Source organism: Tistrella mobilis KA081020-065, assembly GCF_000264455.2.
Taxonomy (GTDB): domain Bacteria; phylum Pseudomonadota; class Alphaproteobacteria; order Tistrellales; family Tistrellaceae; genus Tistrella; species Tistrella mobilis.
Map to the genome: position 1 here is coordinate 2,492,703 of NC_017956.1, position 21,028 is coordinate 2,513,730.

General features: G+C 68.3%; 20 protein-coding genes and 1 pseudogene. 12 read left to right on the plus strand and 9 right to left on the minus strand.

Going from position 1 to position 21,028, the window contains the following annotated elements; all coding sequences use genetic code 11:
• The first annotated feature begins 5 nt into the window (after positions 1 to 5).
• The 3 genes from TMO_RS11290 (at position 6) to TMO_RS11300 (ending at position 2,831) form a co-directional block, all read left to right on the plus strand.
• Positions 6 to 1,040 (plus strand): 2Fe-2S iron-sulfur cluster-binding protein, encoded by a 1,035-nt coding sequence (locus TMO_RS11290; RefSeq protein ID WP_014745755.1) that lies wholly within the window; start codon positions 6 to 8, stop codon positions 1,038 to 1,040.
• Between the two features lie 26 nt (positions 1,041 to 1,066).
• Entirely contained in the window at positions 1,067 to 1,564 is a 498-nt protein-coding gene (gene cueR / locus TMO_RS11295) for a Cu(I)-responsive transcriptional regulator (RefSeq protein WP_014745756.1), read from the plus strand.
• Positions 1,565 to 1,625: 61 nt separating this feature from the next.
• Positions 1,626 to 2,831 (plus strand): MFS transporter, encoded by a 1,206-nt coding sequence (locus TMO_RS11300; protein ID WP_014745757.1) that lies wholly within the window; start codon positions 1,626 to 1,628, stop codon positions 2,829 to 2,831.
• Positions 2,832 to 2,874: 43 nt separating this feature from the next.
• Here TMO_RS11300 and TMO_RS11305 read toward each other — a convergent pair whose 3' ends face one another.
• The 5 genes from TMO_RS11305 to TMO_RS11325 form a co-directional block, all read right to left on the minus strand.
• Positions 2,875 to 3,105, minus strand: coding sequence for a hypothetical protein (locus tag TMO_RS11305; protein ID WP_014745758.1), 231 nt, complete (start codon positions 3,103 to 3,105; stop codon positions 2,875 to 2,877).
• A gap of 33 nt (positions 3,106 to 3,138) precedes the next feature.
• Positions 3,139 to 3,405 (minus strand): DUF305 domain-containing protein, encoded by a 267-nt coding sequence (locus tag TMO_RS11310; RefSeq protein WP_014745759.1) that lies wholly within the window; start codon positions 3,403 to 3,405, stop codon positions 3,139 to 3,141.
• A gap of 102 nt (positions 3,406 to 3,507) precedes the next feature.
• Positions 3,508 to 4,446 (minus strand): CDF family Co(II)/Ni(II) efflux transporter DmeF, encoded by a 939-nt coding sequence (gene dmeF / locus TMO_RS11315; protein ID WP_014745760.1) that lies wholly within the window; start codon positions 4,444 to 4,446, stop codon positions 3,508 to 3,510.
• A 20-nt stretch (positions 4,447 to 4,466) separates the two neighbouring features.
• Entirely contained in the window at positions 4,467 to 7,637 is a 3,171-nt protein-coding gene (locus TMO_RS11320) for an efflux RND transporter permease subunit (RefSeq protein WP_014745761.1), read from the minus strand.
• Entirely contained in the window at positions 7,634 to 8,899 is a 1,266-nt protein-coding gene (locus TMO_RS11325; RefSeq protein ID WP_041604929.1) for an efflux RND transporter periplasmic adaptor subunit, read from the minus strand. Before TMO_RS11325 ends, TMO_RS11320 begins: the two co-directional genes overlap by 4 nt.
• A gap of 210 nt (positions 8,900 to 9,109) precedes the next feature.
• Between TMO_RS11325 and TMO_RS11330 the strand changes: the two genes are divergently transcribed.
• The 3 genes from TMO_RS11330 (at position 9,110) to TMO_RS32180 (ending at position 10,874) form a co-directional block, all read left to right on the plus strand.
• On the plus strand, positions 9,110 to 10,015 hold the full coding sequence (locus TMO_RS11330) for a LysR family transcriptional regulator (protein ID WP_014745763.1): 906 nt from the start codon (positions 9,110 to 9,112) through the stop codon (positions 10,013 to 10,015).
• Between the two features lie 358 nt (positions 10,016 to 10,373).
• On the plus strand, positions 10,374 to 10,604 hold the full coding sequence (locus TMO_RS11335; protein WP_014745764.1) for a helix-turn-helix transcriptional regulator: 231 nt from the start codon (positions 10,374 to 10,376) through the stop codon (positions 10,602 to 10,604).
• 105 nt (positions 10,605 to 10,709) lie between these two features.
• Positions 10,710 to 10,874 carry a JAB domain-containing protein gene (locus TMO_RS32180; protein ID WP_014745765.1) on the plus strand — a complete coding sequence of 55 codons (165 nt, stop codon included), beginning with the start codon at positions 10,710 to 10,712 and terminating at the stop codon, positions 10,872 to 10,874.
• An 8-nt stretch (positions 10,875 to 10,882) separates the two neighbouring features.
• Here the strand turns inward: TMO_RS32180 and TMO_RS11340 are convergent, their stop codons facing one another.
• On the minus strand, positions 10,883 to 12,031 hold the full coding sequence (locus tag TMO_RS11340; RefSeq protein WP_014745766.1) for an adenylate/guanylate cyclase domain-containing protein: 1,149 nt from the start codon (positions 12,029 to 12,031) through the stop codon (positions 10,883 to 10,885).
• A gap of 306 nt (positions 12,032 to 12,337) precedes the next feature.
• Here TMO_RS11340 and purB point away from each other — a divergent pair, with 306 nt between their 5' ends.
• Positions 12,338 to 13,636 carry an adenylosuccinate lyase gene (gene purB, locus TMO_RS11345; protein WP_014745767.1) on the plus strand — a complete coding sequence of 433 codons (1,299 nt, stop codon included), beginning with the start codon at positions 12,338 to 12,340 and terminating at the stop codon, positions 13,634 to 13,636.
• A 73-nt stretch (positions 13,637 to 13,709) separates the two neighbouring features.
• On the opposite strand, the gene TMO_RS11350 is transcribed toward purB, so the two are convergent.
• The gene (locus TMO_RS11350) at positions 13,710 to 14,171 is read right to left on the minus strand and encodes a hypothetical protein (protein ID WP_014745768.1); all 462 of its coding nucleotides are present in this window, start codon (positions 14,169 to 14,171) and stop codon (positions 13,710 to 13,712) included.
• Positions 14,172 to 14,345: 174 nt separating this feature from the next.
• Between TMO_RS11350 and TMO_RS11355 the strand changes: the two genes are divergently transcribed.
• Positions 14,346 to 15,185 carry a metallophosphoesterase gene (locus tag TMO_RS11355; RefSeq protein ID WP_014745769.1) on the plus strand — a complete coding sequence of 280 codons (840 nt, stop codon included), beginning with the start codon at positions 14,346 to 14,348 and terminating at the stop codon, positions 15,183 to 15,185.
• 83 nt (positions 15,186 to 15,268) lie between these two features.
• Here TMO_RS11355 and TMO_RS11360 read toward each other — a convergent pair whose 3' ends face one another.
• A complete protein-coding gene (locus TMO_RS11360) occupies positions 15,269 to 15,586 on the minus strand; it encodes a DUF1476 domain-containing protein (RefSeq protein ID WP_014745770.1) in 318 nt (105 codons plus the stop codon).
• Positions 15,587 to 15,759: 173 nt separating this feature from the next.
• Positions 15,760 to 16,542 (minus strand): enoyl-ACP reductase FabI, encoded by a 783-nt coding sequence (fabI, locus tag TMO_RS11365; RefSeq protein WP_014745771.1) that lies wholly within the window; start codon positions 16,540 to 16,542, stop codon positions 15,760 to 15,762.
• A gap of 353 nt (positions 16,543 to 16,895) precedes the next feature.
• On the opposite strand from fabI, the gene purC reads away from it, so the two are divergent.
• The 4 genes and pseudogenes from purC to purL all read left to right on the plus strand — a co-directional run bounded on the left by purC (position 16,896) and on the right by purL (position 20,967).
• Complete coding sequence (gene purC, locus TMO_RS11370) at positions 16,896 to 17,666, plus strand: phosphoribosylaminoimidazolesuccinocarboxamide synthase (RefSeq protein ID WP_014745772.1); 771 nt, start codon at positions 16,896 to 16,898, stop codon at positions 17,664 to 17,666.
• Positions 17,666 to 17,908 (plus strand): phosphoribosylformylglycinamidine synthase subunit PurS, encoded by a 243-nt coding sequence (purS, locus tag TMO_RS11375; RefSeq protein WP_041604930.1) that lies wholly within the window; start codon positions 17,666 to 17,668, stop codon positions 17,906 to 17,908. The genes purC and purS overlap by 1 nt, the downstream gene beginning before the upstream one ends.
• 85 nt (positions 17,909 to 17,993) lie before the next feature.
• On the plus strand, positions 17,994 to 18,683 hold the full coding sequence (gene purQ / locus TMO_RS11380) for a phosphoribosylformylglycinamidine synthase subunit PurQ (RefSeq protein WP_041604931.1): 690 nt from the start codon (positions 17,994 to 17,996) through the stop codon (positions 18,681 to 18,683).
• A 77-nt stretch (positions 18,684 to 18,760) separates the two neighbouring features.
• A pseudogene (gene purL, locus TMO_RS11385) lies at positions 18,761 to 20,967 on the plus strand (phosphoribosylformylglycinamidine synthase subunit PurL).
• The last annotated feature ends 61 nt before the right edge of the window (positions 20,968 to 21,028 follow it).

Genomic DNA, 21,028 nt, shown 5'->3' on the forward strand with positions numbered 1-21,028 from the left:
TCGCCATGACCAGACGTGTCGACATCCGACAGGCCGGGCTGACCATTGATGTCCCCGAGGGCCGCACGATCCTGGAGGTCGCGCTTGAGGCGGGCATCCCTTACCCGCACGGCTGCCGCTCGGGCCGGTGCGGCTCGTGCAAGTCCCGCCTCGTGTCAGGTGAGGTCGATCTGCTCGATCATACCCGCTTTGCGCTCTCCGACGCGGAGAAGACGCAAGGTCTGATCCTCGCCTGCCGGGCGCTGCCCCGGACCGACGCCGCCGTCGCCTGGCTCGGCGGCGACGAGGAGGTCGCCGATCACCCGCGCCGGCGGCTGCGCTGCCGCGTGGTGGCGATCGAGGACGCCACCCACGACATCAAGCGCGTCCGGCTCGCCGTCGAGGACGGGGCGCCGCTCGCCTTCACGGCCGGCCAGTACGCCCGGGTGACCTTCCCGGGCGCGCCGACCCGCGACTATTCGATGGCGAACTGGCCCGGCGAGCCGGAGCTGGAGTTCCACATCCGTCGCGTGCCGGGCGGCGCCGCGACCGCGCGCATCCACGCGCTCCTGAAGCTCGGCGACCCCGTGACCGTCGAGGGGCCGTTCGGCTCGTCCTACCTGCGCGAGAAGCATGCCGGGCCGATCCTCTGCGTCGCGGGCGGCTCGGGCCTCGCGCCGATCAAGTCGATCGTCGAGACCGCGCTCGCGCATGGCATGCGGCAGCCGATCCACGTCTATTTCGGGGCGCGGGCGGAGCGCGACCTCTATCTCGCCGACCACTTCGAGGGGCTGGAAGCGCGGCACCCCAACCTGACCTTCACGCCGGTCCTCTCTGAGTCCCCGCCGCAACCGAAATGGCGGACGGGGTTCGTCACCGACGCGGTCGGGCAGGATCTGCACGACCTCGACGGCTGGAAGGCCTATGTCGCCGGCCCGCCGGCGATGGTGGACGCAGCGATGGCCATCGCGACCGCGCGCGGCCTGCGGCGTGAGGACCTGCATGCGGACGTGTTCTTCACGCCCGAAGAAGCGCCCGCGGCCCGCGCCGCGAGCGCGTAACAGCAATCGAGACAAGGAGACGAACCATGAATATCGGGCAAGCGGCCAAGGCCTCCGGCGTTTCGGCTAAGATGATCCGCTACTACGAGCAGACCGGCCTCATCCCGAAGGCCATCCGCTCGGACGCGGGCTACCGCAACTACAGCCCGTCCGACGTGCACACGCTGCGCTTCATCCGCCGGGCGCGCGACCTCGGGTTCTCGGTCGAGCAGATCGCGGAGCTGCTCGCGCTGTGGCGGGACCGCGGCCGGGCGAGCGCTGACGTGAAGGCGGTGGCGCTCTCCCACGTCGCCGGACTCAAGGCGAAGATCGCCGAGCTGCAGGCCATGACCCGCACGCTGGAGCATCTGGCCGCAACCTGCCAGGGCGACGACCGCCCCGACTGCCCGATCATCGAGGATCTCGCCGAGGCGGCCCAGGTGGCCGCGCCGGCGCGCCCCAAGCGCGCGGCGGCGCCGCGGTTCGGCGAAGCCGGCGGGCCCTCGGCGACGCGGCGCGGTGCGGCGGCTGCGCCCCGCCACTGAGCTCGGCCGGCGCCCGGAGCAACCGGGCCAGTTGCATGCAATAGAGGAGCTGAGCCGTCCGATGATCGGAACTGACCGTCGAGCGGTTGCCGTGCTGGCTGTCGCCCAAGCTCTCTATCTGTCCGCGGCCGCGGTGGTGTTCACCTTCTCCGGCCTCGCCGGTTACATGCTGGCCGCAGACAAGGCGCTGGCGACGCTGCCGGTGGCCTTGATGACGGTCGCCACCGCGCTGGCGACGATTCCCGCCTCGCTGCTGATGGCGCGGGTCGGCCGACGCCGCGGCTTCCAGCTCGGCGCCTTCTTCGGCGCGGCGAGCGGCGCGGTCTCGGCTGGCGCGATCATGCTCGGGAGCTTCGCGCTGTTCTGCCTGGGCGGCGCCCTGATGGGCGTGTTCCAGGGCTTCGCGATGTACTATCGCTTCGCCGCCGCTGATGCTGCCGACCCGTCGGGCAAGGCCAAGGCGGTTTCGTGGGTGCTCGCCGGCGGGGTCGCGGCCGCGCTGATCGGGCCGCAGGTCGCGGCGTGGAGCCGAAGCGCCTTGCCCACGGCGGAGTTCGCCGGCTCGTATCTGGCGGTTGTCGCCCTGTCTTTTCTGTCGATGGTCGTGCTCGCCGGCCTGCGCATGCCGGCGCCCGGCCCCGCCGAGCGGGGCGGCGGTCGACCGCTCCTCGTGATCGCCCGCCAGCCGGCCTTCGTCGTCGCCGTCCTCAACGCCGCAATCGCCTACGGGGTGATGAGCTTCGTGATGACGGCCTCGCCGCTCGCGGTGGTGGCCGATGGGCACGGGCCCGACGCGGCCGCGAGCGTCACCCGCTGGCATCTGCTCGGCATGTTCGTGCCCTCCTTCGTCACGGGGAGCCTGATCGCGTGCTTCGGCGTCGTCCGCGTGCTGCTGGCGGGTGCCGGCCTGCTGCTCGCGAGCGCGGCGACCGCGCTGGCCGACCCGGCCGCGCTCACCCACTACCACGTCGCGTTGCTTCTGCTCGGGGTCGGGTGGAACTTCCTCTTCATCGGCGGGACGACGCTCCTCGCGGAGACCTACCAGCCCGCCGAGCGCGCCAAGGTCCAGGCGGCGAACGAGTTCCTCGTCTTCGGCGCGACGGCGCTTGCCACGCTCGCCGCCGGCGGCGTCCAGACGGGGTTCGGGTGGGTCGCGGTCAACTGGAGCGCCGTTCCGGCCGTGATGATCGCGGTCGGCGCGACTGTTTGGCTGGCTGCCACCGCCCTTAAGCGGAAACCTCGTCCCACACCCGAGAAGCCATCATGAACCTGCGCGACGCACGGCATTGAGGTCGCGGCGCTGAGCTCGCTCAATGCTCGCGGGGCCGGCGAACGGCGGCGGCGATCGCCAGATAGGCGTCGCCTAGCGCCGGCTCCTCCAAAGCGCCGTCGGGATCGAGTTCGCCGTCTCGCTGCCGGGCGATGAGTTCGAGGATCGAGAGCAGCCCGTCGGCGACCTCCAGCGCGCGCTCCGCGCAGGCCTGATGGAACGCTGCAAGCACCCGCGCCTCGAGCATCGGGGTGGCGCATCGATCGGACATGGCGGAGCCCTCCTTCGCCGGCCAGGCGGCAGCTCAGGCCGGGTGAAGCGCGAGCCAGTCGCGCATGAAGGCGATCTCGCGATCCTGCGCCGCGATGATCTCCTCGGCCAGGCGCTTCAGCTCCGGATCGGCGCAGTGCTCGATCGCGATCTTCGCCATCTCGACCGCGCCCTCGTGGTGCGGGATCATCGCCCGGACGAAGTCGCGGTCGGGATCGCCCGTGAGCTCGACCGCCATGGCGTGGTGCATGCGGTCGTTAGCGGCGCGCAGCGCCTGCATGGCGGCTTCGTTCTTCGGCATCGTCGGATCTCCTCATCATTGGATGAGCCGACCGTGCGGCTTGCAACGCTGGCAAGGTCAAGCGCTCGCCGCCGCTCCATTCGAAAGCGATCCGGCCACGCCTCAGTGCGGTGCGCTGCAGCGATGGACCTCGACGGTGACGTGCGCCAGCTCGGGCCAGTCGGACACGCGGGTGCGGTAGTGCTCGGGATCGCGCGGCTCCGAAGTGACGAGCGCGATGATCGCGGCGTGACGCCCCGGGCCGACCCGCCACAGGTGAAGGTCGCTGATCCGATCGCCGCCGCGCTCAATCGCTCCCCGCACCCGTTCGGCCAGGCGTGGATCGGCGCCCGCGTCGAGCAGTACGGCCGCGGTGTCGCGCAGCAGGCCGTAGGCCCAGCGGCCGATCACCAAGGCGCCTACGACGCCGACGACCGGATCCATCCAGACCCAGCCGAGATAGCGCCCGACCACGAGGGCGACGATGGCGAGAACGGAGGTCAGCGCGTCGGCGAGAACATGCAGATAGGCCGCACGGAGGTTCTGGTCCTGGTGATCATGATGGTGATGGTGCTCGTGCGCGTGGCCGTGGTGATGATCGTGGCCTCCGCCGGCCAGCAGCCAGGCGCTCGCCAGGTTGACCGCGAGCCCCAGCACAGCGACCGTGATGGCCTCCCCGAAGGCGATGGGAACCGGATCGATCAGCCGCTCGACCGACTCCCAGCCGATCAGCAGCGCCGTCACGCCAAGCGCGATGGCGCTGGCGAACCCGGCGAGCTCGCCGACCTTGCCGGTGCCGAAGGTGAACCGCGCGTCGCGCGCATAGCGGCGGGCGAAGGCATAGGCGAAGGCGGTGATTGCGAGGGCCCCGGCGTGGGTTGCCATATGCCAGCCGTCAGCAAGGAGGGCCATCGAGCCGAACAGCATGCCCGCCGTGATTTCGCCGACCATCATGACAGCGGTCAGGAGGATCACCCAATGCGTGCGGCGGGCGTTGCGGTCGTGGTAGGCGCCCAGGAAGACGTGATCGTGCTGGTGGTCGGCGAAAGTGTGGCCGTGCATGGTCTCTCCTTTCTTTGGATTCATTCGGCAGGCGCCGGGACCGGCGCCGGTTGGGGGTGCCGCCGGCCGGCCAGCCGCCGGACCACGACGTAGAAGACCGGCGTCAGCACCAGGCCGAAGAGCGTGACCCCGAGCATGCCGGCGAACACCGCGACGCCCATGGCCTGGCGCATCTCGGCGCCGGCCCCGGTCGCGGTCGCGAGCGGCACGACGCCGGCGATGAAGGCGAGCGACGTCATGAGGATCGGGCGCAGGCGCAGCCGGGCCGCTTCGAGCACGGCGCTCAAGGTATCGAGACCATCGTCCTCCTTGGTCCGGGCGAACTCGACGATGAGGATGGCGTTCTTGGCGGCGAGGCCGACGAGCACCACGAAGCCGATCTGGGTGAAGATGTTGTTGTCGCCGCCCGACAGCCAGACGCCGGCGATGGCCGAGAGCAGCGCCATCGGCGCGATCAGCAGCACGGCGAGCGGCAGCGACCAGCTATTGTACTGGGCGGCCAGGATCAGGAAGGCGAGCAGCACCGACAGGGGAAAGACGAACAGGGCGGTGTTGCCGGCCTGCTTCTCCTGATAGGTGAGTTCGGTCCACTCGAATGTCATGCCGGCCGGCAGCGTTTCGCGGGCGATCCGCTCGATCGCGTCCGTCGCCTGACCCGACGAATACCCCGGCGCCGGGTTGCCGCTGATGTCGGCCGACGGGTAGCCGTTGTAGTGCATCACGCGATCCGGCCCCGAGCTGCGCGAGATCGTGACGAGCGCCGCGAGCGGGATCATCTCGCCGGCCGCGTTGCGCACCTTCAGCCGGCCAATGTCCTCGGCCTGCATCCGGAACGGCGCGTCCGCCTGGACCATGACGCGGTAGGTCCGCCCGAAGCGGTTGAAGTCGTTGGCGTAGAGCGAGCCGAGGTTGACCTGCAGCGTCTCGAAGATGGCGGTGAGCGGCACGCCCTGCGCCTTGGCCTTGACGCGGTCGACGTCGACCTGGACCTGCGGCGCGTTGACCTGGAAGCTCGCCAGCATGCCGGTGAGCTCGGGCGCCTGGGACGCCTTCGCCATGATCGCGCCTTGCGCCGCGGCGAGCGCATCGAGGCCGAGGCCCGCCCGGTCCTCGATCTGCATCTTGAAGCCGCCGATCGCGCCGAGGCCTGGCACCGGCGGCGGCGGGAAGATGCCGAGGAAGCCGTCGGGGATCTGGCTGAACTTGCCCATCAGGCGGCCCGCGATGGCGTTGGCCGAGAGCGAGGGTTCCCGGCGCTGCTCGAACGGGTCCAGCATCGCGAACATCACAGCGGCGTTCGGGATGTTGACGAAGCCGTTGACCGACAGGCCGGGGAACGCGACGACGCTCTCCACGCCGGGCTCGGCGAGCGCGATCCTCGACATCTCCTTGACGACAGCCTCGGTGCGGTCGAGCGAAGCGCCGGTCGGCAACTGGGCGATGCCGACGAGGTAGTATTTGTCCTGCGCCGGCACGAAGCCGGTCGGCACGCTCTGGAATCCGAGCCAGGTGAGGCCGAGGAGCCCGGCGTAGAGCATGAGCACGAGACCGCTGACGCGCACGGCGCGGCGTACCGACCAGACGTAGGCGCGCGAGGCGCCCTCGAAGAAGCGGTTGAACAGCCGGAAGAACCAGCCGAACAGGCGGTCGATGATCCGCGTGAGGCGGTCGCGCGGTGCGCCGCCGTGATGCGGCTTCAGCAGCACGCCGGCCAACGCGGGCGACAGGGTCAGCGAGTTGACCGCCGACAGGATGGTCGAGATTGCGATGGTGAGCGCGAACTGTCGGTAGAACTCGCCCTGCAGGCCGGAGAGGAAGGCCGAGGGGATGAACACGGCCGCCAACACCGAGGTGATGGCGACGATCGGCCCGGTCACCTCGTCCATCGCCTTGCGGGTCGCCTCCTTGGGCGGCTCGCCCAGCGCGATGTGCCGCTCGACGTTCTCCACCACCACGATCGCGTCGTCGACCACGATGCCGATCGAGAGCACCAGGCCGAACAGCGAGAGCGTGTTGAGCGAGAAGCCGAGGAGGTGCATGACCGCGAAGGTGCCGACGAGCGACACCGGCACCGCCACGAGCGGGATGATCGAAGCCCGCCAGGTCTGCAGGAACAGCACCACGACGAGCACCACGAGCGCGACGGCTTCGAGCAGCGTCACCGCGACCGCTTCCAGCGAGGCGCGGACGAACACCGTCGGATCGTAGGCGATCCGATACTCCAGGCCTTCAGGAAAGCCGCGCTTGAGATCGTCCATGGCACCGCGCACGGCGTTCGAGACGTCGAGCGCGTTGGCCCCGGGGCTCTGGATGATCTGGAGCGCGACGGCGGGTTCGCCGTCGAGGAGGCTGCGCAGCGCATAGGCGTCGGCGCCGAGCTCGACGCGTGCAACGTCCTTGAGTCGCGTGACCTGGCCGTCGGCCCCGGTCTTCACCACGATGTCGCCGAACTGCTCTTCACTCGAGAGCCGGCCCAGCGTGTTCACCGAAACCTGGAAGTCGGCCGAGGCATAGGGCTGCTGGCCGACCGAGCCGGCGGCCACCTGGACGTTCTGCTCGCGGATGGCGGCGACCACGTCGCTCGCGCTGAGGCCGCGCGCCGCCACCTTCGCCGGGTCGAGCCAGATCCGCATCGCGTATTCGCCGGCGCCCCAGACCACGACGTCGCCGACGCCGGGCAGGCGGGCGAGCACGTCGCGCACCTGGAGGATGGCGTAGTTCGAGACGTAGAGCGGATCGTAGCGCTTGTCGGGCGAGAGGAGATGCACGACCATCAGCACGTCGGGCGAGGTCTTCTGGGTGACGACGCCGATGCGCTGCACCTCTTCGGGGAGACGCGGGAGCGCGCGCGAGACCCGGTTCTGCACCTGGATCTGCGCCATGTCGGGATCGGTGCCCTGCGCGAAGGTGACGGTGAGCGTCATGCGCCCGTCGGTTGCCGCCTGCGAGCCCATGTAGAGCATGCCTTCGACGCCGTTGATCGCCTGCTCCAGCGGCGAAGCCACCGTCTCGGCGATCACCTGCGGGTTGGCGCCGGGATAGCTCGCCGTCACCTGAACCGTCGGCGGCGTCACGGAGGGATATTCGCTGAGCGGCAGCCGCAGCAGCGCGAGGGCGCCGCCGATCAGCATCAGCACCGAGAGCACGACCGCGAAGATCGGGCGGTCGACGAAGAAGCGGGGCAGGTTCATCGGCGCGCCTCCTGGGAGGCCACGTTGGCCGCGTGGCCGGACGGCGCCGTGCCGGGCGCCATCGAGGTCGGGCGAGGCGCGACCTGCATGCCGGGACGCACCAGCCCCTTGACGATGATGGTCTCGCCGGGAGCAAGGCCGCTCGTGACGACGCGCAGGCCGTCGATCACCGGCCCGAGCTCGACCGGGCGATACTCGGCCTTGTTGTCCGCTCCCAGCACCAGCACGTAGCGCCGGCCCTGGTCGGCGCCGACGGCCTGATCGTCGATGAGCACCGTCTGGCGCGACGCATCGGTCACGAGCTTCACCCGCGCGAACAGGCCCGGCGTGAGCCGCCCGTCCGGATTCGGAACGACGGCGCGGGCGCGCACCGTGCCGGTGCTGCGATCGACGCGGTTGCCGAGGAAATCGAGCACGCCCGCGTGCGGGAAGCCGTTATCGGTCATGAGACTGACCCGGACGGGCAGCCGGACCGTGGCGCGGCCGCTGCTGTCGGGGCGAGCCTTTGCCACGAAGTCGAGGTAGGTTGCCTCGTCGATGTCGAAGTAGACGTGGACGGGATCGATGGAGACGATGGTCGTGAGCACGGTCGCCGCGCCGGCGCCGCCGCCGGCGACAAGATTGCCTTCGGTCACCAAGGCCCGATCGACCCGGCCGGCGATCGGGGCCGTGACACGGGAATAGGAGAGATCGAGCCGGGCCGCCGCGACCGCGGCCTTCGCCGCTTGCACCTGCGCCTGCCGCTCGCGCCGCTTGGCCAGCGCGTCGTCGTAGCTCTTGCGGGAAATCGTGCCGTTGGGCACGAGCTTCTCCGCCCTCTCGAAGTCGGCTTCGGCCTGGGCGAGCAGCACTTCGGCCTGGCGGAGCTGCGCTTCGGCCGTCTCGACCGCCACCTGGAACGGGCGCGGGTCGATCTGGAACAGGAGCTGGCCCTCCCGGACCAGCCCGCCCTCCGGAACGCTCACCGCCTCGATCGCTCCGCCCACGCGCGGCCGAAGCTCCACGCTCCTCGTCGCGGCCACGAAGCCTGTGAACTCGGCGGAGGGTGCGATCTCGCGCGTGACCACCTCGGCCACCGGAACCTGCGGCGCCGGGGGCGCAGCGGCCGGTTCGGTGGGCGCGCCGCCTGCATCTTCTCCGGACCAGGCAAGCGCGAGGACGCGATCGGCGTAGGGCGCCACCTCCTCGCGGTAGGCCACGGCGAGGCCGGCGGCGGCGGTGACGGCGGTCGCCAAGAGGACGGCTGCGGCTCTGCGTGCCATGGCATTCACCTTCGGTGCGTCGCAGCGCTCGGACTCCTGAGCGCGGTTTCAGCGGCGTTTGTCGTGAAGGTGGTCTTTCCAACGATGGGAAGGTCAAGAGCCCACGCGGAGCCCGGAAACCTCCCTCCCGGACGAGGATCGGCGGCCTGTTGACCTTGTCACGCTGGCAAGCCGCAGCGTTGGCGCTGCGACTCGTCAGCCGGAGGTCAGATGGAACTGCGTCAGCTCCGTTACTTCGTGGCGGTGGCTGATGCGGGCAGCTTCAGCGGGGCGGCGGCTGCGCTCGGGGTGATCCAGCCGACCGTCAGCCAGCACATCCAGAGGCTCGAAAGCCGGCTGCATACAAACCTGTTCGAGCGTTACCCACGCGGCGTTCGCCTCACCCATGCCGGCCAGCGCTTCCTTCGGTCGGCTCGCCGGATCATCTACGAGCTCGATCAGGCAACGGGCCAGGCCGGTCGCATCGCTCGCGCCGAGGCCGGTGCGCTCTCGATTGGCTTCTACGTCTCGCTGAGCACCGGGCCGCTCCGCACGGCGCTGGCGGCGTTCCGTGCTGAGGCCCCTGAAGTCGCGCTCGAGCTCCAGGAGGGCAGTCCGCCCGACTTGCTCGCCGCCTTGCGCGAGCACCGCATTGATGTCGCGCTAACGGTGCTCGAGGTCGCGTCCGCTGAGTTCGCGACTCTGCACCTTTGGGACGAGGAGCTCGCCGCCGTTCTCCCTGAGGATCACCCGCTGGCGACCCGCGAGGCGGTGTCATGGTCCGATCTGGCGGAAGCACCGCTGGTTCTCCGGACATGGGAGAGCGGGTCGGTGCTCTATACCTTTCTCGCCGGTCGGGTTGCCCCGGATGCGTATCTTGAGGCCGACCAGCACTTCGTCTCGCGCGAGGCGCTGCTTTCGTTGGTCGGCCTGGGTTTTGGAGCCACCGTCATCGGCGAGTCGGCCACCGGCGTTGCCCACAGTGGTGTCGTCTTCAAGCCCATTGCCGAACCGGACGCCGCGGTCCCGGTTACTGCGGCTTGGCTCAAGGAGAACGACAACCCTGCGAGGGGCCGGTTCGTCGCCGTTGTTCGCGATCTGTCGAAGCCCGCAGGAAATCGGCGCCTCGACAGATAGAGTAGCCTTGGATCATTGCTGAAGCTTGCTGCTGATCAAGCCTCATCGGAGTAGGCGGGGCGACGGAGTCCTCGCAGCCCCCGTTCCGGACGCGCCTGCGTGGCGCGCCGGGTAGAGCGCAGCTATGGGCCGTACGCCGATTCGCCGCCCTTTCCAGCCCCTTTGCGCTACTACGATCTTTTCTCTCTTCACATCGGACGAGCTGGTGCCTTCGTTGCTGAGTGCTGGAGCGTGAGCGGATTGGTCAGAAGCGGACCGGCGGTGAGCGGCTGGTATCAGCGCAAACCACAGCCGGTGGCCATGGCTGACCTAGCTCCAGCCAGACGGACATGGAGCCTTTTTGGTTCGGGAGTATCGAATGGCCGAACGGAAATTTCTCACCGCCGACGAGGTGGCGGAGCGGTATCGTGGCGAGATCTCGGTCGGGACATTGCGGAACTGGCGTGCGATGCGGGTGGGCCCGGGCTTCGTGAAGATCGGCAAGGCGGTCCTATACCCCGTTGACGAACTCGATGCTTGGGACGAGAAGAACCTGGTGGCTTGCCGTGCGTCACGGCGCCTCACCGTGACCGACGAGGATGACGCGTGATGGGCACGTTGGAGCATCAAACACCGATCCCAAGTGCCGCTACCAAGTTCCACCTTCCGAGCCAAAATTAGCAATAAATCCAGTCCCTTAGGGGTTGGTGATCGTGTGTCGCACAACCACCCGTCGGGAGACCCGACCCCCTCGCCCGCCGATATCGACCTCACCCGCCGTCTGGTCGAAGCCGCGCGCCATCTGGGCATCTCGGTCCACGACCACATCATCATCGGCCGGCGCAGCTACAAGAGCTTCAAGGCCCTGGGGCTGCTCTGAAAGGAGCCTCACTCCGCCGGGGTAACGTCGACCGCCAGCTGCGGCACCGCCCTTGCCGGCGGCTCGGTGGGCGCACGGGCCGGGCGTTGCGCCGGGCGGGAGAGTTCATAGACATCAACAGTTTCGGTCCGGCCGCGCAGCATATGCGCACCCAATGACCGCGAATCGACTCCTGCCGGCAGCGGCGCCAGCGCCAGAACGGCTTCAGACACCAGCACCGGCACTTTCAGCGTCTTAGCCAGGCCTTCAAGCCGGGCGGCGGTGTTCATCGTATCGCCGATGAAGGCGATCTCGTGTTTGGCATCGCCCAGTTCGGCGACCACCACGGTGCCGACATGCATCACGGCCCGGACCCGCGGCGCCTCGCCGAAACGACGGATGAAGTCCGGACCGGCCCGCTCCACCGCCTCCAGAATGTCGAAGGTGCAGGTGATCGCCCGGGCCGCCTGACGCGCGGCCTGGCGCGCGCCGCAGCTGATGTTCCAGGAAATGATCGCCTGGTCGCCGACATAGCGGTCGATGGCGCCCCGGTTGCGGCGCACGGGTGAGCCCATGGTGAACAGGATCTGGCCCAGATAATCGGTCGCCCCCAGCTCGCCCAGCCGCTCGGCGGTGCTGGTCCAGCCGGCGACATCGACCAGAAGGAAGATGCGTTCCTCGCGCGTCGGGCGGTGATAGCGGCCGACCAGCAGGGCCAGGAATACCCGCGTGCCGATCAGGTCGCGGATCCGGAACAGCAGGCCGCCCACGGCCGACACGCCCATGGAGAAGAGCAGCACGTCGAAGCGCAGCACCAGCCACATCAGCGGCCCGTGATCCTGATGGCCGGCCAGGATCCCGAACCACTGGTCCGCCACCATCAGCAGCAGCCCCATCACGGCATAGGAGACGAAGGACAGCGCCGACCAGACGAGCATGGTGCCGCCGACATAGATCGGTGCCGCCTGGGCGCGCAGCCAGCGGCTGACCTTGGGAAACAGCCGCCCCATCGCGAAGGCGATCATCACCCCGCCGACGCCGGCGCCATAGACCATGGCGATCCAGGTGTCGTTCTTGCCTTCCAGGATGCCGAAGGCCAGGCCGCAGAGCATGCCGGCGAGCGGGAAACCCAGCCAGCCCAGCGCGTTGCGCAGGCGTTGCGTGGTCGCTTCCCTCATGCCCCCTCACCTTTCACCCGACAGCCTGCCCGCCACACCGGTGCATACGGTGTTGTTTCTGGATATTGGGCGGCCGTGTCCTCTTGTCGACCTCCCGAAGCCATCTGCTTCAAGACATCTTCATGACGGCTGCCGTCGTCCCACACTAAGCCACGATTGGCCCCGGCGCAGCAGCTTTACGCGCACCGCCGCCCCGCCAGTGGTCATCTGCCCTTTGCCCGGCGGCTGCCACGGGCTATAACCCTGCCCGAAGCGGCCGGACGGCTCCGGTTCGCGTGTGTTTCGCCTGCGAAGGACAGCCCAGCGATGATCCCGCGCTATTCCCGCCCCGAGATGGTCCGGATCTGGGAACCGGAGAACAAGTTCCGCATCTGGTTCGAGATCGAAGCCCATGCCTGCGACGCCCAGGCCGAGCTGGGGGTGATCCCCAAAGAAGCCGCGAAGGCGGTGTGGGAGCGCGGCGCCTTCGACATTCCGCGCATCGACGAGATCGAGCGCGAGGTGAAGCACGACGTCATCGCCTTTCTGACCAGCCTGGCCGAGCATGTGGGCGAGGAAGCCCGCTTCGTGCATCAGGGCATGACCTCGTCGGACGTGCTGGATACCTGCCTCGCCGTGCAGCTGAAGCAGGCCGCCGATCTGCTGATCGAGGATGTCGACAAGGTGCTGGCCGCGCTGGAGCGCCGGGCCTTCGAATACAAGGACACGCCCACCATCGGCCGCAGCCACGGCATCCACGCCGAGCCGGTGACGTTCGGCCTGAAGCTTGCCGGCTATCATGCCGAATTCCAGCGCGCCCGCGCCCGGCTGGTGGCAGCGCGTGACGAGATCGCGACCTGCGCCATCTCGGGCGCCGTCGGCACCTTCGCCAATATCGACCCCCGGGTCGAAGAGCATGTGGCCGAAAAGCTGGGCCTGAAGCCCGAGCCGGTTTCGACCCAGGTGATCCCGCGCGACCGCCATGCGATGTTCTTCGCGGTGCTGGGCGTGGTGGCAAGCTCGGTCGAGCGGCTGGCGGTTGAAATCCGCCATCTGCAGCGGTCCGAGGTCTACGAGGCGGAAGAGTATTTCTCGCCCGGGCAGAAGGGCTCGTCGGCGATGCCGCACAAGCGCAACCCGGTGCTGACCGAAAACCTGACCGGTCTGGCCCGCGTGGTGCGCGGCTATGTCACCCCGGCGATGGAGAATGTGGCGCTCTGGCACGAGCGCGACATCTCGCATTCCTCGGTGGAGCGGATGATCGGCCCCGACGCCACCATCGTGCTCGATTTCGCGCTCAACCGCCTGGCCGGCGTGGTCGACAAGCTGGTGGTCTACCCTGAGCGGATGATGGCCAATCTGGATGCGCTGGGCGGCCTGGTCCACTCGCAGCGCGTGTTGCTCGCCCTCACCAAGAAGGGTGTCAGCCGCGAGGATGCCTATCGCCTGGTGCAGCGCAACGCCATGCCGGTCTGGCGCGGCGAGGGCCAGTTCATCGACCTGCTGAAGGCAGACCCCGAGGTCACCGCCCGCCTCTCCGACGCCGAGATCGAAGGGCTGTTCGATCTGGGCTATCACATGGCGCAGGTCGACACGATCTTCCGGCGGGTTTTCGGGCGGGCCTGATCCCGAACTCTTATCCCCACACCGGATATCAGAGAAAACCCCGCGGCACCTGCTGCGGGGTTTTTTTCATGGGTCACACGTCGTCCTGGGGCGCGCGGACCGGCAGGCTCTTCAGAAACAGCGCGAAACGGTCCAGCTCCTCACGCGTCACATCGGCCGGCAGGCGCAGCGCGACGTTCTGGCCAAGCCGGATCGGAAAATAGACCTCGACCGTCTCGGTCGTACGAGGGCCGCCGGTGCGAGTGCGGACGGCATAGAAGGGCTGGGCGGGCGCTGCCGCGTCAGAAGCGGCGACCGTCTGCGGCTCGGCCGCGATCGCGGCGGCATCGCGCTTCACCAGCCGGGTCTTCTGGCCCCGGCGGCCGATCACCAGCTGCCAGTCGGTCAGTGCCTCGATCCGCTTGGCGGTCTCGAGCGCCTCGCGATACTCCATCTCCAGCCACTCGGCCAGGGCCTCGATCGGGATGCTCTTGTGAAACCCGTAGTCGTGCGTCTCGACCAAGGCTTCGAAAGTCTGGAGATTGAAGGTGTCCATGAGGCGGGGCACTCGGGAAAGGTAACTCTCTCTGCACACGCTATCATACGGGATCAAGGCGTCAATTCTTTCGATCGATCCGCGAGTTCCCGTCCCGTACAGGCTGTGTCATCGGCCCGTCCGCCGCGCCATGTTATGATATGCCATCATCGACCCCATGCGAGTTCTCCCCCGATGACCGATATCCGCCTCGCCCTTCTCTCGGACCTTCATCTCGACGTCAGGCGCCGACGGCTGGAACGCGCCGGCCTGGAACCGGAGGCCGCCCTGGCGGCGATAGACGATCTGGGGCGCCGGACGGCCGATGCCGCACGGGATGCCGGGGCCGATCTGGTGATTCTGGCCGGCGACATCGCCAACGGTACCGGCGGGATCGACTGGGCCGGCCGGAATTTCGGCGATCTGCCGGTGCTCTATATCCCGGGCAATCACGAATTCTACGGCCATGACCGGGCGCCGCTGATTCGGGAGATGCGCCGCGCGGCGACGGCCGCCGGCAATCTGCGCGTGCTGGACGGCGATGCGATCGACATCGACGCCCGGGACCGCCGGGTCCGCATTCTGGGCGGCACGGCCTGGACCGACTACCGGCTTTATGGTGACGAGGCAGCCGCAACCGCCATGGATCTGGCGGGCCAGGTGCTCTACGACCATCAGCGCATCCGCGAGGGCGACCGGCCGTTCAGCCCGGAAGATGCCCGGGGCCTGCATCTGGATTTCCGGGCCTGGCTGGCGCAGGAACTCGCCGCCTCCGATCCGTCGGCGACCGTGGTCGTCACCCATCACGGGCCGGCGGCGGCATCGGTGGCCGAACGCTTCGAGGGCAGCCCCCTCTCCCCCGCCTTCGTCTCGGACATGACCGATCTGATGCAGGCGCATGAGCCGGCGCTCTGGCTGCACGGCCACACCCATCACGATGTCGATTACCGGGTCGGCCGGACCCGCGTGGTCGCCCGGCAATGGGGCTATCCCGAGGAAGGGCTCAGCGAGGGCTTCGCCCTGCTCACCATCTGACGCAGCCCCTTCCCCAGATGCAGAAAACCCGCCAGGGCCAGGCCCGGGCGGGTTCGCTGAAGTCGGTCTCGGTGCCGGGGCGATCAGCCCTGGGCGAGCACCGCTGCCTTGGCTTCCTCGCCCAGGCGCTGGAGCTGGATCTCGACGACATGGCGCGAGGTCTCGACATTCGCGGCGGCGAAATCGGCCAGCAGACGGGCGATGATGTCCTCATCGCCCGGCTCCTTCATGTCGGCATCGATCAGCTCGTCGCCATAGGCGGCGATGTCGGTGCGGCCGATCTGCGGCCCGGCCCAGGCGGCGAGCAGCCGGGCGCGCTTCACGCGGGCCTTGAAGGCCAGTTCCTGGTCGTGGGCGAAGCGGTTTTCTTCGGCGCGCTCGCGGTTGTCGAAGGTGCTCATCGCTGGACTACTCCTGCAAAACCTGATCGGTGGTGCGGACCTGGCTTCAGCCGTCATGCCGCGGCGGCTCTCGCCAGCCCGCAATCCGACGGCCCCGTCGCCCTTTCTCATACCAGCAGCAGGCGGCAATGCCTAGCGCAACCGGCCCGGTACCTTCCCAATCATATGGCCGCTCAGTCGATGATATGGTAGCCGCCATCCACGAACAGGGTCTGACCGGTCATCAGCCGGGCGGCGTCGGTGGCGAGATGCGCGGTCGCCGCCCCCACATCCTCGATCGACAGCAGCGACGAGATCGGCGCCTTTTCATGGGCCTTGGCCAGAAGATCGTCGAACCCGGTCAGCCCCGAGGCCGCGCGGGTGGCCAGCGGGCCGGGCGAGACCGCATGGACCCGGATGCCCTTGGGGCCCAGTTCCGCCGCCAGATAGCGCACCGCACATTCCAGCGCCGCCTTGACCGGGCCCATGACGTTGTAGTGGTCGACCACCATCTGGGCGCCGAAATAGCTCATGCAGACCAGGGTGCCGCCCTGTTTCATCAACGGTTCGGCCAGCTTCGCCATGCGGATGAACGACCAGCAGGACACGTCCATCGCCTGCAGGAAACCCGCCTTCGAACAGTCGGTCAGCCGGCCGTGCAGATCCTCGACCGGCGCGAAGGCGATCGAATGGACCAGGAAATCGAGCTGGCCCCAATCGGCCTCGACCTGCTCGAACACCGCTTCCAGCGCCCCGTCGACCCGCAGATCCAGCGGCAGCAGCAGCTGGGCATCCACCTCGCGCGCCAGCGGCTCGACATGCGGGCGCGCTTTGTCGTTCAGATAGGTGATGGCCAGATCCGCGCCCAGCGCCCGAAACGCCTTCGCGCAGCCCCAGGCGATCGAATGCTCGTTGGCGATGCCGGCGATCAGGCCCTTGCGGCCGGCAAGCGGCCCGGGGACGGCAGTGGTGGTCATCTGAAGCGACTCCGTGGTTGCATCTGCTAAACGGCAGTGTGCACCTGCAGCATGACAATCGCGAGCGCAGAGTCCGCCGGGCCTGCCGGGGCAGTCCTGCGAAGCTCGCGCAGCGGGCGAAACCGCATGGCCGGGTCGCGTCGGAAGCCGTTGTCTTGGCGGAGCGGATTGTCTATGTTTCGCGCGCGCTGGACCGACTCCTAAGTCGGCCCGGCCCGACTGATTTGCTCATGGACCCGATTTGCTCACGGACCTGGGCTCAGCTCGTCGAGATCCGACGCTCCCGGGTCGATTCCCGGATGTGCGGACCCGTCGACGGCCTACCGCCCGTCCGAACTCCCCGGAGGACGCCCATGTCCCGCCGCAGGCGCATCTACGAAGGCAAGGCCAAGATCCTGTTCGAGGGTCCGGAGCCCGGCACCGTGATCCAGTACTTCAAGGACGACGCGACCGCCTTCAACAACAAGAAGAAGGGTGTCATCACCGGCAAGGGGGTGCTGAACAACCGCATCTCCGAATACCTGATGACCCGGCTGGCCGAAATCGGCGTGCCGACCCACTTCATCAAGCGCCTGAACATGCGTGAGCAGCTGGTGCGGCAGGTCGAGATCATCCCGATCGAGGTGGTGGTCCGCAACGTCGCCGCCGGTTCGCTCGCCACCCGCCTCGGCCTCGAAGAGGGTGAGCGGCTGCCGCGCTCGATCGTCGAGTACTACTACAAGGCCGACCATCTGAACGATCCGATGGTGACCGAAGAGCACATCACCGCCTTCGGCTGGGCCACGATCCCCGAGATCGACGAAATCCTGAACATGTCGATCCGGGTCAACGACTTCCTGTCGGGCCTGTTCCTCGGCATCGGCCTCAAACTGGTCGACTTCAAGCTGGAATTTGGCCGGGTGTTCGACGAGGACCAGGACATGATCATCCTGGCCGACGAGATCAGCCCCGACAACTGCCGGCTCTGGGACGTCAAGACCAACGAGAAGCTCGACAAGGACCGGTTCCGCCGCGATATGGGCCGCGTCGAGGAAGCCTATCAGGAAGTCGCCCGCCGGCTCGGCATCCTGCCCGAGGATCCGGGTCGCGACGTGGCCGAGACCCCGACCGAGGAGGACGCATGATGAAGGCCCGCGTTCACGTGACCCTGAAGCCCGGCGTGCTCGACCCGCAGGGCAAGGCCATCGCCAACGCGCTCCACGGCCTCGGCTATGCCGAAGCGGGCGAGGTTCGTCTCGGCAAGTATATCGAGCTGGACGTCGACGCCGCCGATGCGGCCACCGCCCGCAGCCGCGTCGCCGAGATGTGCGAGCGCCTGCTCGCCAACACCGTGGTCGAGAACTACGCGATCGAGATCGCGGACTGATCCCGCCGCCGGCCCGGGCCACCCGCCCGGGCCGGCGATGTTTCAGCCCCTGCCGACCCGATCCGAAATCAGGGAATCCAAGCCCGTGGATGCCGCCGTCATCGTCTTTCCCGGCTCGAACTGCGACCGCGACGTGGCCGTTTCCGTCGAGGCGGCGCTGGGCCGTGCGCCGCACATGGTCTGGCACCGTGCCGATGAACTGCCCAAGGTCGATCTGATCGTCCTTCCGGGCGGTTTTTCCTATGGCGACTATCTGCGCTCGGGCGCGATCGCCGCGAATTCGCCGATCATGGCGCAGGTGAAGGCCGCCGCCGCAAAGGGCACCCGGGTGCTCGCCATCTGCAACGGCTTCCAGATCGCCATCGAGGCCGGGCTGCTGCCGGGCGCCCTGATGACCAATGCCGGTCTGAAATTCGTCTGCCGAGACGTGCTGCTGAAGGTGGAGCGCAACGACACGCCCTTCACCGCAGGCTATGAGCAGGGCGCGGTCGTGCGGTTCCCGGTCGCCCATCACCAGGGCAATTATTTCGCCGACGACGAGACGCTGGCCCGGATCGAGGGCGAAGGCCTGGTCGCCTTCCGCTATGTCGATGCCGGCGGCAACCCGACCGGGGCGGCGAACCCCAACGGCTCGGCCCGCAACATTGCCGGCGTCTACAACGAGGCGCGCAATGTGATGGGGCTGATGCCGCATCCCGAACGTCTGGCCGACCCGGCGCTGGGCGGCACCGACGGAGCCCGGATGTTCCGCTCGCTGCTGGGCGGTCTCTCCTGAGCCGCCCCGGAGTTCCAGCCTCCGAAGCCCGGCATGGCCGGGCCCCAAGTTTCCGAGACTGACGGGAATCGCGACCGATGACGGCCGAAACCAAGATCACCCCCGAGATCGTCGCCGAGCACGGGCTGACCCGCGACGAATACAAGCGGATCCGCCAGATCATGGGCCGCGAGCCCAACCTGGTCGAACTCGGCATCTTCTCGGCGATGTGGAGCGAGCACTGCTCGTACAAGTCGTCGAAGAAGTGGCTGAAGACCCTGCCGACCACCGCCCCCTGGGTGATCTGCGGCCCCGGCGAGAATGCCGGTGTCGTCGATATCGGCGACGGCCAGGCGATCATCTTCAAGATGGAGAGCCACAACCACCCGTCCTATATAGAGCCCTATCAGGGTGCGGCGACGGGTGTGGGCGGCATTCTGCGCGATGTGTTCACCATGGGTGCGCGGCCGATCGCGATGATGAACGCGCTGCGTTTCGGCGATCCGTCGCATCCGAAGATGAAGCACCTGATTTCGGGCGTGGTGTCGGGCATCGGCGGCTACGGCAACTGCGTCGGCGTGCCGACGGTGGGTGGCGAGACCGATTTCCACCCGGCCTATAACGGCAATATCCTGGTCAACGCCATGTGCGTGGGCCTGGCGGATGCCGACAAGATCTTCTATTCGGCCGCCGCCGGCATCGGCAATCCGGTGGTCTATGTCGGCTCCAAGACCGGCCGCGACGGCATCCACGGCGCCTCCATGGCCTCGGCCGAGTTCGGCGAGGATGCCGAGCAGAAGCGGCCGACCGTGCAGGTGGGCGACCCCTTCACCGAAAAGCTGCTGATCGAGGCTTGCCTGGAGCTGATGAAGTCCGACGCCATCGTCGCCATCCAGGACATGGGTGCGGCGGGCCTGACCTCGTCGTCGTTCGAGATGGCCGACAAGGGCGATGCCGGCATCGAGCTGTGGCTCGACAAGGTGCCGACCCGCGAAGTGGGCATGACGCCCTACGAGCTGATGCTGTCGGAAAGCCAGGAGCGCATGCTCATGGTGCTGAAGCCCGGCCGCGAGGACGAGGCCCGGCGGGTTTTCGAGAAGTGGGAGCTGGACTTCGCCGTCATCGGCAAGGTGACCGATACCGGCCGCATGGTGCTGAAGTTCCACGATGCCGTGGCCGGCGACCTGCCGATCAAGCCGCTGGCCAATGGCAGCCCGGAATATGACCGTCCCTGGACGCCCACGCCCCAGCGCCGCCCGATCGTGCTGCCCCGCGGCCGCGACGATCTGGACGCCGTGCTGCCGACGCTGGAAAAGCTGATGGGCTCGCCCGATCTCGCCTCCCGGCGCTGGATCTGGGAACAGTACGACCACATGGTGATGGGCGACACCGTCGGCCGCCCCGGCGGCGATGCGGCGGTGGTGCGCATCCACGGCACGCAGAAGGCGGTGGCGATCACCACCGACGTCACGCCGCGCTACTGCTATGCCGACCCTTATCAGGGCGGCCGTCAGGCCATCGCCGAAACCTGGCGCAACCTGACCGCCACGGGTGCGAAGCCGCTGGCCATCACCGACTGCCTGAATTTCGGCAACCCCGAAAAGCCCGAGATCATGGGCCAGCTGGTCGGCTGCATCCAGGGCATGGCCGAGGCCTGCCGGGCGCTGAACTTCCCGGTCGTCTCGGGCAATGTCTCGCTCTACAACGAAACCCAGGGCACCGGCATCCTGCCGACCCCGGCAATCGGCGGCGTCGGCCTGATCGCCGACGTCTCGCGCCGGGCCGACATCGCCTTCAAGGGCCGGGATCACGCGATCATCGTGATCGGCGAGACCCGCGGCCATATGGGGCAGTCACTCTATCTGCGCGAGATCCTGGGCCGCGAGGATGGCGAGACCCCCCCGGTGACCTGTCGGTGGAGCGCCGCAACGGCGATTTCGTCCGCACCCTGATCTCCGAAGGCCTGATCGACACCGTCCACGACGTCTCCGACGGCGGCCTGATGGTGGCGCTGGCCGAGATGGCGCTGGCCTCGGGCATCGGTGCGAAGATCGATCCACCGGTTTTCCAGGCACCGCTCGCCTGGGCTTTCGGCGAGGATCAGGGCCGCTATGTGATCGCCGCCCCGGCGGCCGCGGCCGATGCCGTCATCGCCCAGGCCTGGGTGACCGGCGTGCCGGCCGCCCAGATCGGCGTGACCGGCGGCACCGAATTGACTCTGACCGGGGCCGGCACGATATCCTTGGAGACGCTGCGCAGTGCCCACGAGGGATGGCTGCCGGGGTTGATGTCGACGCCGGCCTGATCACCGGCGGGACCGCGCTCCGGCGACCCCGGGGCGCGGTTCAGCGACACAAAGATCGCGT

Bases quoted from the DNA above. Each gene is read 5' to 3' on its own strand.
- cueR (WP_014745756.1), top strand. From the start codon at position 1,067: ATGAATATCGGGCAAGCGGCCAAGGCCTCCGGCGTTTCGGCTAAGATG.
- TMO_RS11335 (WP_014745764.1), top strand. From the start codon at position 10,374: ATGGCCGAACGGAAATTTCTCACCGCCGACGAGGTGGCGGAGCGGTAT.
- purS (WP_041604930.1), top strand. From the start codon at position 17,666: ATGAAGGCCCGCGTTCACGTGACCCTGAAGCCCGGCGTGCTCGACCCG.
- TMO_RS11305 (WP_014745758.1), bottom strand. From the start codon at position 3,105: ATGTCCGATCGATGCGCCACCCCGATGCTCGAGGCGCGGGTGCTTGCA.
- TMO_RS11300 (WP_014745757.1), top strand. From the start codon at position 1,626: ATGATCGGAACTGACCGTCGAGCGGTTGCCGTGCTGGCTGTCGCCCAA.
- TMO_RS11355 (WP_014745769.1), top strand. From the start codon at position 14,346: ATGACCGATATCCGCCTCGCCCTTCTCTCGGACCTTCATCTCGACGTC.
- TMO_RS11350 (WP_014745768.1), bottom strand. From the start codon at position 14,171: ATGGACACCTTCAATCTCCAGACTTTCGAAGCCTTGGTCGAGACGCAC.
- dmeF (WP_014745760.1), bottom strand. From the start codon at position 4,446: ATGCACGGCCACACTTTCGCCGACCACCAGCACGATCACGTCTTCCTG.
- purB (WP_014745767.1), top strand. From the start codon at position 12,338: ATGATCCCGCGCTATTCCCGCCCCGAGATGGTCCGGATCTGGGAACCG.
- TMO_RS11340 (WP_014745766.1), bottom strand. From the start codon at position 12,031: ATGAGGGAAGCGACCACGCAACGCCTGCGCAACGCGCTGGGCTGGCTG.
- TMO_RS11325 (WP_041604929.1), bottom strand. From the start codon at position 8,899: ATGGCACGCAGAGCCGCAGCCGTCCTCTTGGCGACCGCCGTCACCGCC.
- TMO_RS11320 (WP_014745761.1), bottom strand. From the start codon at position 7,637: ATGAACCTGCCCCGCTTCTTCGTCGACCGCCCGATCTTCGCGGTCGTG.
- fabI (WP_014745771.1), bottom strand. From the start codon at position 16,542: ATGACCACCACTGCCGTCCCCGGGCCGCTTGCCGGCCGCAAGGGCCTG.
- TMO_RS11360 (WP_014745770.1), bottom strand. From the start codon at position 15,586: ATGAGCACCTTCGACAACCGCGAGCGCGCCGAAGAAAACCGCTTCGCC.
- TMO_RS11330 (WP_014745763.1), top strand. From the start codon at position 9,110: ATGGAACTGCGTCAGCTCCGTTACTTCGTGGCGGTGGCTGATGCGGGC.
- purC (WP_014745772.1), top strand. From the start codon at position 16,896: ATGTCCCGCCGCAGGCGCATCTACGAAGGCAAGGCCAAGATCCTGTTC.
- TMO_RS11310 (WP_014745759.1), bottom strand. From the start codon at position 3,405: ATGCCGAAGAACGAAGCCGCCATGCAGGCGCTGCGCGCCGCTAACGAC.
- TMO_RS11290 (WP_014745755.1), top strand. From the start codon at position 6: ATGACCAGACGTGTCGACATCCGACAGGCCGGGCTGACCATTGATGTC.